Source organism: Glutamicibacter sp. X7, assembly GCF_054889245.1.
In genome coordinates, this window is record NZ_CM142678.1 from 2,750,555 (window position 1) to 2,761,467 (window position 10,913).

Below are 10,913 nucleotides of genomic sequence, written 5' to 3' on the forward strand. Positions count from 1 at the left end.
GGGGCGGTTACTGCAAGGTGGCGCTGAGCCGAGCCACGTTATCGATCCAGCGTTGGAAGCGTGGGCGGCGGCGCCAAGCCGCGAGGCTCAGTTCGGTCGAAATCTCCCGGTACTGATCGTGGACGGCGTTGACCTTATCGACCATCTCCTTGCCCAAGAGCATGACCGAAATTTCCATGTTCAGGCTAAAGGAACGCATATCCATATTGGAGGAACCGACCACGGCCACCTCATCGTCGACAGTGAAGCACTTGGTGTGCAGCACCATCGGCGCCGGATACAGGTGAATCCGCACCCCGGCGGACAGCAGCATCTGGTAGTAGGACTGCTGTGCGTGATGGACGAAGAACTGATCGCCCTCGGCACAGACGAAGAGATCCACCTCGACCCCACGCTGTGCCGCGGTGGTGATCGCGTAGAGCATCGAGTCGTCCGGGACGAAATACGGGCTGGTGATCTGCAGCCGGTCCGAGGCCGAGTAGATCAGCGTGTTGAACAGCCGGAGATTGTTTTCCGATTCATAACCGGGCCCGCTGGGCACCACCTGGGCCATCGTGGTACCGGGCTGGTCGTTCGGTGACAGCGGGTGACTGGTTTCGGCCAGATCGCTGAGCACTTGGTCGGAGTCGTCTTCCTGCCACCAGTCGGTGGCAAAAATAACGTCGAGGCTACGCGCCAGCGGGCCTTCGACACGGATCATCAATTCGACCCATTCGCGGCCCACCTTATGTGCTGATTCGCGCTTATAGCCCGGCTCGATCAGGTTCTGGCTTCCGGTGAAGGCGACCTCGCCATCGACCACGAGGATCTTGCGGTGGTTGCGCAGATCCGGGCGACGCCAGCGTCGCTTGAACAGGTCGATCGGCAGCATCCGACGCCAGGTGATCCCGCCGCGGGTCAGCCGCTTGGTGAGCTGGCGATACCCCTTCACCCGCAAGGTGCCTAGGTGGTCGAAGAGCAAACGCACGGTCACCCCACGCTGCACCGCCCGTTCAAGGGCCTCGAGCACCGGGGAAACATATTCGGGGTCATCGCCCATGATGTAGAACTGGATGTGAACGTAGCGTTCGGCCTTCTCGATCTCCTCGCACATGGCTTGCAAGGATTCGCGGTAATCGGAGATGACCTCGATGGTGTTACCGCCTTCCAACGGCATCGCACCGAGTTTGCGGTTTAGTTCCACCGCATCCTCCACCCATTCTTCGGTGGAGTGAAATTCTTCGGGGAGCTTCATATGCTCGGTGCCCGCCAGAATGGCCTCGTTGGCGCGCCGTTGCTTTTGCAGCCGGCGGCGGGAGAGCCGTGGATTGGCGAAGAGCAGGTAGGCCAACAGGCCGATGACCGGAATGAAAAAGATGGCAAGTAGCCAGGCCATGGCCGTGGTGGGTCGCCGGTTGCCCGGCACAATGCCGATCATCAGCACGCGCACGATGACGTCGATAGCGACCGCGATCGGATACAGGAAAGGACCGGCCTGCCACACGAACTCTAGGCTAGGTATCACGCAGCTCCTCCCGACCGGACCGTCCATATCCCGAACCGTCTCACCGTGGGCGCCCAGGTCGCCCTTTGTCATTGTGCATAGACTATCCAATCCCGGCACTTACCGCCCGTTGCGTGACCAGCTGAAATGAAGAGATCGCGAATTCTTCGATAATCTATCCTCTATGAGCTCTCTGGTATTCCTCGACCCCGCTTATCCCGCCGGTCGCATTGCCGACATTGACGCACCGCATCTTCCGGTCACGCTGCAAGGCGTCAACCGCGGTGACGGGGTTTTTGAGTCTCTGCTGTACACCCGCAACACCGTACGTAAGCTCGATGCCCACCTAGCGCGCCTGCAGGAATCTGCCGCAGCCTGCGCCCTGACGATCCCCGACGAGCTGAGTTGGCGGGCGGCCATCGACACCGCCATTGCGGACTTCGACGCCGACGGTGGCGCCGATGAAGCGGTGGTCAAGCTGGTCGCCGCACGCGGCGTCGCCGACAGCGACCCGGCCTGGTGCTGGATCAGCGTCAGCCCGGCGCCGGCGCTCGGCCGCGAACAGCGTGCTTCGGGCATCGACGTGCTGTTGCTTGACCGCGGCTATGACTCAAAATTGGCTGACCGAGCACCTTGGCTCCTGATGGGTGCCAAGACGCTGTCCTATGCGGTGAATATGGCAGCGCTACGTTACGCGCACCAGCATGGTGCACACGACGTCATCTTCACCTCGGCCGACGGCATGGTGCTCGAGGGCCCCACCTCAACCGTCCTGGTGGCGCAGCGTGATGGCGACACCAAGCGGCTGATCACCCCCTTGCTCGAAACCGGCATCCTGCCCGGAACCACGCAGGCCGCCATCTTTGCCGCGGCGGAACAGGCTGGCTGGGAATTGGGCTATGGACCCTTGCAGCCCTCGGATCTGTACCAGTCTTATGGCGTCTGGTTAGTGTCCTCGGTCCGTCTGCTGACCCCGGTACGTTCGTTGGATGCCAAGCCTCTGCATTTCGATGCCGAGCTGCATGAAGAACTGAGCGAACTGAGCCAGTCGATTCGCTAATTTCCTCCAGCCAGCACGTTGAACGTTGGCGGATAACCCGGCGGGCACTTCCGTGTCCGCCGGCCGCTGACCTAGGCTGGCGCTATGGAGATCATCAATTCACTCGCCCTGTCCGTGGTGGCCGCCGCCATCTTTTTCTACCTGCTGTATACCGTGATTCGCGCGGCCGTGCGCCGCGCCCTGTTGGATGTGGCCGAACAACGCGAAAAGAGTTCGCCCACCAATCAGATAAAAGCCAGTGAGATCGAGTAGGATGTAGTTAATCGACCCTAGGCAAAGAAGAGGCAGGGCTTGAGTAAACTACACCGCGTGTACCCAGCGCTCGCCGCCACGGCGGCGCTGACCTTCTCACTTGGAGGATGCACACCCGCACCGCAGGCCCAAGCACCCGAACCGACGGAAATGCACACCGGCACCATCAAGCTCGATGCCGAGGTCGATAAATTAGATCACCTGCTTGACGACGGCGCCGAACACCTCGTTGCCAGTGTTGCCCACCCCACCGCCACGGGGAGCACAGCCGAACCGCGGACCATCCCGCTCATCAACCAGGATGCTTCCACCTGGTCACCGGGGAAGTATGAGTTGGTGGTGCGGTGCGTAGGCAGTGGGCAGATCTACCCGGTTTTGACCATCGGGTCGCAGACCATAGCCGGAGAGATCGCCTCCTGCGCCGAACCCGGTGGGGAACAACAGCTGAACCTCACCCTTGAACAATCGGCCGAGAATTCACGAGTGACAATCATTCCCGTTGGCGATACCCGCGCCGCGGTGGGATATGTGATCGATCGCCGCTAGCCCGCCAGCTACCCGAGCCTAGTCGCGCGTTTCGCGGTGGATCCTCTCCAACCCTTCGGCATGGCTAGTGACCGCGAAGTCGGGGAACCGGGCGCGGAATTTGGAATCGTCGAAGAGATTGTCGGCCGCGTAGCGCGGCAATAGCTCGCGAATCTCGCGTGCCTGCGGATTGATAAGCCCCGCGGCGTTCAGGGCCCAGCGGGGCACCACGGCATAGCGGCTACTGACCCCAAAAACGGTGGCGGCAAGCTCAACAAACTCACCATAGGTGGGGTGCACATCGCTAACCGGCAGATGCCAGGTCTGGCCGTAGGCGTCTGGAGTGGTACCCAGCCTCGCCAGCGCACGACTGGCGTCCGGGGTCCAGATCAGCGTGCGCCGCCGATCGGCACGCACGGGCACCAGTGCCCGCTTTCCGGCTTTCATCCGCTCAATCACAAGCGAGTTGGTAAATCCTTGGGTACGACCCGGCCCACAGAATTCCGGAGCCCGGGCGATCAGCACGGGAATCTCGCCGCGTTGCATTTCCTCGAGCACCAGCTGCGCCATCCGCGCACGCACCTGGCCCTTGCGCCCCACCGGTTCGAAGGGAGTCTGTTCTGTCTGGATCCGATGATCCTGCGGGTACATGTAGGTGTTATCGAAATACGCGAACCGTGCCCCGGCGGCGCGCGTCGCATCGAGCGCGTTGCGGAGCATCGTGGGAAATTCGGCTTCCCAGCGTTCGGTATCTGCAGGCAGCCCGGCGGTGAAGTAGACGATGTCACTGCCGGCGACGGCCTGGTGAGTCTGCACGGCATCCAATAGATCGGCGCGGTGCAGGGTGTCACTGTCGTTGACCTTGCGCGGGTTACGGCTGACCAGTCGTAGCGGCCCGGCCTGGATGCGCTGTAGTTCGCGGGCGAGCTCGGTGGCAATCTGTCCACTGGCTCCGAGGATGGTCTGCATGGTGTAGGTTCTCCCGGTCGGATGCTTGATCGCTGGGTCGCCATGCAAAGTAGCGTGGCGTGTACTGCACCTCGCGCTCGCTAAGGGGTGGGCGAGCCTCGACTCCAAGGCTCCCGTGCGGCCACTGCCCCAGCGGGCTAGCTAACCATCACGATCGGCATGACTTCCCCAAGCACATGCGGTATGTTTGCAGTGCTCACATTTGAGCGTAGACGGGAAGGTTAGCAGTGTCAACATTGAAGAGTTCGTACCACCATGGGGATCTACGTACCGCGCTCATTAGCGCGGCGGTCGACATACTCGAGTCGGGCGAGCCTTACTCGCTTCGCGCCGTCGCGCGACGAGCCGGAGTCTCCCCCACCGCGCCCTACCGTCATTTCACGGATCGAGAAGCGTTGGATTCCGCCGTGGCCGTCGAAGGATTCAAGGACCTGCGCGAGCAGCTAGCACAGACACTGGCCTCGCACACCAACGTGACTGCAGCACCTGAAGCACTGGCCGAGCTCGGGGTCGCCTATGTGAACTTTGCCTTGCGTCGCCCCGCGGTCTTCCGACTCATGTTCGGCAACGAATGCGATCAAAGCGATAGCGCGCGCGTCCAAGCCTCTCAGGCACTCCACACGGTCCTCAACGAGGCACTTGAGCGCATGCTGCCGGCGAAGGCCTCAGCGGAACTGGCCACCGCCCTCTGGGGTTTAGCGCACGGGCTGGCGTTCCTCCACCTCGACGGGAAGTATCGCCCTGCCCCGACCGAGGAGGTGGCCGCTCGGGTGCGAGATGCAGTACTGGCGATCCTTGCGCTGGGCCAGCCTTAGCGAGCCGAGTAGTGCAGGACGCAAGGTGTTGACAGCGCTCACATCCATTCGTAGTCTGCCGATACGCACTGCAAATTTCTTCGGGACGCCTCGTGCCACCGTTGGCTGTGCCCGCCTTGCGAGTTATCGAGACACCTAGCAACTTGCCCCTCAAACGAGTTACTGTCCACCCATCGCCGCATCATCCGGTTCTGCACCAACGCCACCCCACGATCATCGAAACGAGATCCTCATGACCAAACGCATTCTGCACGTCGTCACGAACGTTGCACACTACGACGATGAGTCGCACCCGACCGGGCTCTGGCTCTCGGAGCTCGCTCACGCCTGGGAAGTCTTTGCCGGGCATGGTTTCGCGCAGGATATCGTCAGCCCGCTGGGCGGAGCCTCGCCGCTAGAACCGCGGTCGTTGAAATTTCCGAGCTATGACAAGGCCACCAAGGCTTGGCACCACGATCCGCAACGCATGGCGCTACTAGAAAACACGCTGCGCCCCGAGCAGATCGACTCCTCAGCCTATGACGCGATCTACTTCACCGGGGGCCACGCCGTCATGTTTGACTTCCCGGATAGCGAGGGATTGCAGCGCATCACCCGCGAGATGTGGGAGCAAGGTAAAGTCGTCTCCTCGGTCTGCCATGGATACTGCGGGCTGCTCAACACGACGCTTTCCGATGGTTCCTTGCTCGTAGCCGACCGCAAGGTCACCGGCTTCGCGTGGACAGAAGAAGTGCTGGCCCGGGTCGATAAGCTCGTGCCGTATAACGCCGAGGAAGAAATGAAGAAGCGCGGCGCGCTCTACGAGAAGGCGACGCTGCCCTTCGTCTCCTACGCCGTAACCGACGGTCGGCTGGTCACCGGCCAAAACCCCAGCTCCGCCAAGGAGACCGCGCAGAAGGTCACCGCACTGCTCGAAACACCGGCCAGCGTATAAAGACACAAAAATGCGGCACCCGAGCCTTTTGAGGTACCGGGTGCCGCATTAGTTGTCTGTCATTGCTCCGAGCGCATCGCTGGATTAACTCCACACCAGGTGGAAGGTCCCAGCGCCCAACGCCGCGGCAATGGCTCCGGCGCCGAGCACCACTCCGGCCACGATCACCAGAAGATCTCGCAGCCCAAAGTGCACGCTACGAATCCAGGTGCGTTCCCCGGTACCGAAGCCCTTGGCTTCCATGGTGACCGCCAGCCGCGAGGCACGCCGTACCGCCTGCACCAATAGCGCCAGACACTGACCCAATTGAGCTCGTAGGCGTTGCCGCGGCGAACCGAAGTTCCCGACACCTCGGGCCCGCCGGGCCAAGGCCAGCGTGGTGAATTCCTCGGTGAGCAGGCCCAGTAAGCGCATCCCTGCCAGCGCGCCCAACACGAAACGGTGCGGCACTCGCAGTTGTTGAGATAGCGCCCCGCCGAGATCACTCGGATTGGTGCTGGCCACGAGTAGCACCATGGGAATCGCCAAGCCGATAGCTCGCAGCCCGGTCGCCGCACCGGCGGCCACCGAGCCCTCGGTCACCGTGAACACCCCAAGATGCAACAGGATTCGGCCGGCGTCCTCGCCCACCAGCGCCACACCCCAGCCGGCCACCGCGCCAGCGGCCAGTAGCGGCCACGCCCGGCGCAGGAACGAGAGCAGGCGCAGTCCGGCCAGCGGGAGTGCCACCAGGGTCGCCACAATAATCACAGAGGCAGAGACCCAGTCCATGGTGGACACCAACGGCAGGGTGGCGGCAGCCACCGCGGCAAGCTTCGCCAGCGGATTGATACCGGCCAACCATGACTCCCCCAACGGCGCATCGAGCATTGGGCCCGGCCGTCCGGTGGCCTCAGAAGTTTCACGTGGCGCCGGCAACTGCAATTCTTGGGAGGCTAGGGCCGCGGAGAACTGCTCATCGTGGGTTACCGCAATGACCGCGGTGCCGGCTTCGAGAGCCTCGATGAGTAGCTGCACCAGTTCTCGCCAAGTATTGGCGTCCTGTCCAAAGGTGGGCTCATCGAGGATCAGCACCTGCGGGTCGGCGGCCAGCACGGTGGCAACCGACAGCCGACGTTTCTCCCCACCGGAGAGGGTGAAGGGATTCGCCTCCGCGAGGTCTTCGAGGCGCAAGCGGCGCAGCAACTGATCAACTCGGGCGGCGATCCGCTCTTCGTCGAAGGCCGGCGCCGCGGGATCGGCGGCGTGGGCCCGGCGCGGGGCAAACTCCAGCTCTTCACGCACGCTCTGCGTGACGAACTGGTGCTCGGGCTCTTGGAACACCGTTCCAATGCGCGCAATGAGCTTTCCGGCCTTCCAACTAAAGGGTTGCTCGGAAAGTTCCCCGGCAAGGTCCTCGCTGGCTCGCAAGGTGCCGCTGGAAGGCTCGAGCAGCCCTCCGAGGGTCAGCGCCAGGGTGGATTTCCCGGCTCCGTTGGCTCCTCGAATACAGTAGGCAGCTCCGGCCCGAATCTGCAGATCCACTGCGGCGGTCTTCGGTGCCTGCGCCGAGCGTGCGGCAACGAGATCTTGCGCATGCAATAGCTCCACCCCCGGGGTGCCGGCAAACACGGTGGTCTCCGGGACGATGCCCGGCACCCAGAGGCCGGCAGCGCTCAGCTCGGCGCGCAACTGCCGGTCGCTGAACAGTGCCTGCGGGTCAACATCGTGGGCAACGCCGCCTCCGGGGGCCAGCACCACCACGCGGTCTACCGCATCGGCCCAAGCCTCGAGCCGATGCTCCACCACGATCAACGTAGCGCCGGTACTCTCGGCGGCCGAAAGTACCGCATCGCGTAGGGCGGGCACACCCTCGGGGTCGATATTGGCCGTGGGTTCGTCCAGCAGCATCAACCCCGGCTCCATGGCCAAGATCCCGGCGAGCGCTAGGCGCTGTTTTTGTCCACCGGAGAGGTGCGCGGTGCGGTGCTCCCCGTCGAGGGCGCCCAGGCCCACGGCCTGCAGCGCCGGGGTGATCCGTTCGCGAATGAGTTCCGGGTCCATGCCAAGATTCTCGGCGCCGAACGCAACATCGTCGACAACCCGAGATTGCACAATCTGCGTTTCCGGGTCCTGCTGCATGAGCCCGACCGGTTGCTTGGCGCTAAAGACATCCTGGCCTCCCACCCGTAAGGACCCAGTGGCTTCGCTCAGTTCATCGACTTCGAGGATGCCGGCCAGAGCATAGAGCAGCGTGGACTTTCCGGCCCCCGAGGGCCCGAGCAGCAGCACCTTCTGCCCTGCGGGAATACGAAGGTTGAGGCCTTGAAGTGCGGGCTGCTCACGTTCGGCATGACGCCACCCGAAGTTCTCGGCAGAGACGGCCAAGGCTTGGGTGCGCACCGTCGCAGGACGCTGTTCCCCCAGCCCGGCACTCATCGACTCTGTCCCCGCCAGGCCCCTTCAAGGTGGGCTCGACGACTAGCTAGCGCACCCAACGCACCGGTGCGGGCCAAGCCACGCGTGGCCAGCCATGGCAATAGTCCAGCGATGATCATGCCGGAGATCGACATGGCCAGTACGTGGAAGAACTTCATGAACGGGGTGTAGGCCTCGTAGTAGGCCAGTACGTAGGCCTCGGTGAACCCTCCAAAGAATCCGGACATCAACCCGGCAATAAGTGCCACGGGCAGGGCGAATTTCCGGTAGCGCACGGCCGCGAAGACTACTTCGGCGCCCAGACCCTGTACGAGCCCGGAGAGCAGGACGGTCAGTCCCCATTGGGAACCCAGCAAGGCCGAGATGATTGCGGCCAGCATTTCACAGTACAAAGCGGCACCGGGCTTGCGGATAATCAAGGCGCCCAGGGCTGCCGGGAAAAGCCACATGCCCGAAACGAAGGCGGCGGCTGGCGGGAAGGCGACGAAGCCTAGGGATACAAAGCCGTAGCTCGCGTTCCACGCCCAAAAAACCACACCGGAGGCCACTGCGATGGCCGAGGCGATGACGATATCTACCACGCGCCAACTGGCACGGGGCTTAATTGCTGAAGTACTCATGATGGTCTCCTCCTGAGATAAGGAGGGGGGATGTACGCAAACCGCGCGTCCTATTAAATGGGCCGAAACGGGTTTCCGCATCCGAGATGCTCGACTTCCTTCGCCGGTATTAGCCGGAGCAGGTTCGAGGGTCTGCGATCTATCGCACTCTCAGCGCCTTTGGTCCTTGTTAAAGGACATGGCGCTCCCCTGTCGGAATGGTTCTGCGCCCCAAGCTTAGCGCAGGTAAGCTGGAGACGGGTAAGCAGAGGACCGGATATGAACAAGAGGGAGCACGATGAACGCCGTTTCTAAAATCGTCACCATGTTGGTTTCACTCGGTGCCGGTGCACTGGCCACGAAGCTGGTGGATCGCACCTGGAAGGGTTTCACCGGCAACGATGCCCCACGCGGAAAGGATGCGCAGGCCGAGGCCACGATGCGTCAGGCAATCTCCTTTGCCGTATTCTCCGCAGCGGTGGCCGCAGTCATTCAGGTGATCGCCGACCGCGGCGCAAATAAGGCGCTGTCGAAGCTCACGAAGAAGTAGTTTTTACGTAGCCTAAGGCCCGTCACTGCTGTTCCGGTGGCGGGCCTTGGTCATGCCGCTGTTCGGCTTCAACCGCGCGGATCGCTGCGGCGAGCTCATCACTATAGATCGACTTGTGACTCACGTGCTTCGTGCGGTAGCCCGAGCGGCCGATCATATGGGCGGAGACCGGTGCGGTCAGCAACTGCATCCCCCAGGCCAAGGCCAGCACGGGCACCACGGCCCAAGAGCGTAGGTGGATGGCCAGGGCAATGAAGATCAGCAGAAACCCCAGTACCTGTGGTTTGGTCGCGGCATGCAAGCGGGTGAGCAAGTCGGGGAAGGTCATTAAACCGATACCAGCCACCAAAGACAGCAGACAACCAATGATTAGGAAGACGGCAGCGAGCACATCCAGAAAGGCGTCCATCAGGCGTTCCTCTGATCGGTTACATAGCGTGAGACGGTCACCGAACCGATGAAGCCCACCGTGCACGCGACCACGACGAAAAGCACGTTATCCAGGTGCCGGTTGTAATACATTTCCAGGCAGACCGCGGCCGAAACGATCAAAAGCATCACGTCCAAGGCCAACACTCGGTCGAGGATCGAGGGGCCTTTCGCCACGCGAATGACGCATAGGATCAAGGCGACCGATAACACCGAGCCGCATACCCACATCACTATCTCGGTCATCATTGTGCCTTCCTCGCCGAAAACTTCGGTCCGCACTCGGCTTTGATTGCCTCGTACTCGCTCTTACTGCCTATGGCCATGATCAATCGGCGTTCGATATCGCGAATCTGGGTTCGCGCCCGCTCCACGGCCTGCTCATCCTCGGTATCCGCGTAGTGCAGATACAACGTGGAGCTGCGTCGGTCCACGTCAACGACGAAGGACCCGGGGATCAGGGTGAGCACATGCCCCACGGTCATCACGATCAGATCCGACTCGGTGCGCAGCGGTACCGCGATCAACGAGCTACGAGTCGCCCGCCCCTTGAACAGGGCCAGGTACGCAACATGGACGCTGGCGGCTACCACTTCACCAATGAACCACACGAACAGTTTGAGGCAGTACCAAAGGTTCAAGCGTCCCGGCAGCACCACCGGGGGCAAGGGGAAGAGCGTGGTGATCAGCACCGCGATAAGCGCACCGAAGAGCAGATTCCCCGGCGAAAAATCTCGCCAGAGAGCACCCCACACCAACACCAGCAGGATCAGTAGCGGCCATTCTTCGCGCAGGGTGGCACGGTGACGTATGCCAACGGGATCGAGCGCATCATCGATGCGTTGATCTTTGCTATTTGGAGTCTCCATGGTTCCCACT

The 10,913-nt window shown here is 62.2% G+C and carries 13 protein-coding genes and 1 riboswitch; of the genes, 6 read left to right on the forward strand and 7 right to left on the reverse strand.

The annotated features are described in order from the left end of the window. Nucleotides 1–7: 7 nt before the first annotated feature. On the reverse strand, nucleotides 8–1,576 hold the full coding sequence (cls, locus tag ACYU0X_RS13135; RefSeq protein WP_461901144.1) for a cardiolipin synthase: 1,569 nt from the start codon (nucleotides 1,574–1,576) through the stop codon (nucleotides 8–10). Between the two features lie 91 nt (nucleotides 1,577–1,667). Between cls and ACYU0X_RS13140 the strand changes: the two genes are divergently transcribed. The 3 genes from ACYU0X_RS13140 to ACYU0X_RS13150 all read left to right on the forward strand — a co-directional run bounded on the left by ACYU0X_RS13140 (nucleotide 1,668) and on the right by ACYU0X_RS13150 (nucleotide 3,341). Further along, nucleotides 1,668–2,543, forward strand: coding sequence for an aminodeoxychorismate lyase (locus ACYU0X_RS13140; protein WP_461901146.1), 876 nt, complete (start codon nucleotides 1,668–1,670; stop codon nucleotides 2,541–2,543). 84 nt (nucleotides 2,544–2,627) lie between these two features. Continuing rightward, nucleotides 2,628–2,795, forward strand: a complete 168-nt coding sequence (locus ACYU0X_RS13145; RefSeq protein WP_418907264.1) for a hypothetical protein — start codon at nucleotides 2,628–2,630, stop codon at nucleotides 2,793–2,795. Between the two features lie 39 nt (nucleotides 2,796–2,834). Then, entirely contained in the window at nucleotides 2,835–3,341 is a 507-nt protein-coding gene (locus tag ACYU0X_RS13150; protein WP_418907265.1) for a hypothetical protein, read from the forward strand. Nucleotides 3,342–3,359: 18 nt separating this feature from the next. Here ACYU0X_RS13150 and ACYU0X_RS13155 read toward each other — a convergent pair whose 3' ends face one another. Then, nucleotides 3,360–4,289, reverse strand: a complete 930-nt coding sequence (locus ACYU0X_RS13155; protein WP_461901148.1) for an NAD-dependent epimerase/dehydratase family protein — start codon at nucleotides 4,287–4,289, stop codon at nucleotides 3,360–3,362. A 227-nt stretch (nucleotides 4,290–4,516) separates the two neighbouring features. Here ACYU0X_RS13155 and ACYU0X_RS13160 point away from each other — a divergent pair, with 227 nt between their 5' ends. Next, complete coding sequence (locus ACYU0X_RS13160) at nucleotides 4,517–5,104, forward strand: TetR/AcrR family transcriptional regulator (protein ID WP_418907267.1); 588 nt, start codon at nucleotides 4,517–4,519, stop codon at nucleotides 5,102–5,104. A gap of 232 nt (nucleotides 5,105–5,336) precedes the next feature. Further along, nucleotides 5,337–6,038, forward strand: coding sequence for a type 1 glutamine amidotransferase domain-containing protein (locus ACYU0X_RS13165; protein ID WP_418907268.1), 702 nt, complete (start codon nucleotides 5,337–5,339; stop codon nucleotides 6,036–6,038). An 84-nt stretch (nucleotides 6,039–6,122) separates the two neighbouring features. Here ACYU0X_RS13165 and ACYU0X_RS13170 read toward each other — a convergent pair whose 3' ends face one another. Both ACYU0X_RS13170 and ACYU0X_RS13175 read right to left on the reverse strand, forming a co-directional pair. Then, nucleotides 6,123–8,456 (reverse strand): ATP-binding cassette domain-containing protein, encoded by a 2,334-nt coding sequence (locus ACYU0X_RS13170; protein ID WP_461901150.1) that lies wholly within the window; start codon nucleotides 8,454–8,456, stop codon nucleotides 6,123–6,125. Continuing rightward, the gene (locus ACYU0X_RS13175) at nucleotides 8,453–9,076 is read right to left on the reverse strand and encodes an ECF transporter S component (protein ID WP_461901151.1); all 624 of its coding nucleotides are present in this window, start codon (nucleotides 9,074–9,076) and stop codon (nucleotides 8,453–8,455) included. The genes ACYU0X_RS13170 and ACYU0X_RS13175 overlap by 4 nt, the downstream gene beginning before the upstream one ends. 78 nt (nucleotides 9,077–9,154) lie before the next feature. Further along, a riboswitch (TPP riboswitch) is annotated at nucleotides 9,155–9,277 on the reverse strand. A gap of 76 nt (nucleotides 9,278–9,353) precedes the next feature. Between ACYU0X_RS13175 and ACYU0X_RS13180 the strand changes: the two genes are divergently transcribed. Beyond that, nucleotides 9,354–9,605 carry a DUF4235 domain-containing protein gene (locus tag ACYU0X_RS13180; protein WP_309405824.1) on the forward strand — a complete coding sequence of 84 codons (252 nt, stop codon included), beginning with the start codon at nucleotides 9,354–9,356 and terminating at the stop codon, nucleotides 9,603–9,605. A gap of 22 nt (nucleotides 9,606–9,627) precedes the next feature. Here the strand turns inward: ACYU0X_RS13180 and mnhG are convergent, their stop codons facing one another. Genes mnhG through ACYU0X_RS13195 form a run of 3 tightly spaced genes read right to left on the reverse strand, consistent with a single transcriptional unit; the run spans nucleotide 9,628 to nucleotide 10,903 of the window. Then, nucleotides 9,628–10,014, reverse strand: coding sequence for a monovalent cation/H(+) antiporter subunit G (gene mnhG, locus ACYU0X_RS13185; protein WP_418907271.1), 387 nt, complete (start codon nucleotides 10,012–10,014; stop codon nucleotides 9,628–9,630). Further along, entirely contained in the window at nucleotides 10,014–10,283 is a 270-nt protein-coding gene (locus ACYU0X_RS13190; RefSeq protein WP_418907272.1) for a monovalent cation/H+ antiporter complex subunit F, read from the reverse strand. Before ACYU0X_RS13190 ends, mnhG begins: the two co-directional genes overlap by 1 nt. Then, nucleotides 10,280–10,903 (reverse strand): Na+/H+ antiporter subunit E, encoded by a 624-nt coding sequence (locus tag ACYU0X_RS13195; RefSeq protein ID WP_418907273.1) that lies wholly within the window; start codon nucleotides 10,901–10,903, stop codon nucleotides 10,280–10,282. The genes ACYU0X_RS13190 and ACYU0X_RS13195 overlap by 4 nt, the downstream gene beginning before the upstream one ends. Nucleotides 10,904–10,913: the final 10 nt, after the last annotated feature.

What these genes read in the sequence shown, in the direction of transcription:
- ACYU0X_RS13140 (WP_461901146.1), top strand. Translation starts at nt 1,668, where the DNA reads ATGAGCTCTCTGGTATTCCTCGACCCCGCTTATCCCGCCGGTCGCATT.
- ACYU0X_RS13175 (WP_461901151.1), bottom strand. Translation starts at nt 9,076, where the DNA reads ATGAGTACTTCAGCAATTAAGCCCCGTGCCAGTTGGCGCGTGGTAGAT.
- ACYU0X_RS13170 (WP_461901150.1), bottom strand. Translation starts at nt 8,456, where the DNA reads ATGAGTGCCGGGCTGGGGGAACAGCGTCCTGCGACGGTGCGCACCCAA.
- ACYU0X_RS13180 (WP_309405824.1), top strand. Translation starts at nt 9,354, where the DNA reads ATGAACGCCGTTTCTAAAATCGTCACCATGTTGGTTTCACTCGGTGCC.
- ACYU0X_RS13190 (WP_418907272.1), bottom strand. Translation starts at nt 10,283, where the DNA reads ATGATGACCGAGATAGTGATGTGGGTATGCGGCTCGGTGTTATCGGTC.
- mnhG (WP_418907271.1), bottom strand. Translation starts at nt 10,014, where the DNA reads ATGGACGCCTTTCTGGATGTGCTCGCTGCCGTCTTCCTAATCATTGGT.
- ACYU0X_RS13195 (WP_418907273.1), bottom strand. Translation starts at nt 10,903, where the DNA reads ATGGAGACTCCAAATAGCAAAGATCAACGCATCGATGATGCGCTCGAT.
- cls (WP_461901144.1), bottom strand. Translation starts at nt 1,576, where the DNA reads ATGACAAAGGGCGACCTGGGCGCCCACGGTGAGACGGTTCGGGATATG.
- ACYU0X_RS13165 (WP_418907268.1), top strand. Translation starts at nt 5,337, where the DNA reads ATGACCAAACGCATTCTGCACGTCGTCACGAACGTTGCACACTACGAC.
- ACYU0X_RS13145 (WP_418907264.1), top strand. Translation starts at nt 2,628, where the DNA reads ATGGAGATCATCAATTCACTCGCCCTGTCCGTGGTGGCCGCCGCCATC.
- ACYU0X_RS13155 (WP_461901148.1), bottom strand. Translation starts at nt 4,289, where the DNA reads ATGCAGACCATCCTCGGAGCCAGTGGACAGATTGCCACCGAGCTCGCC.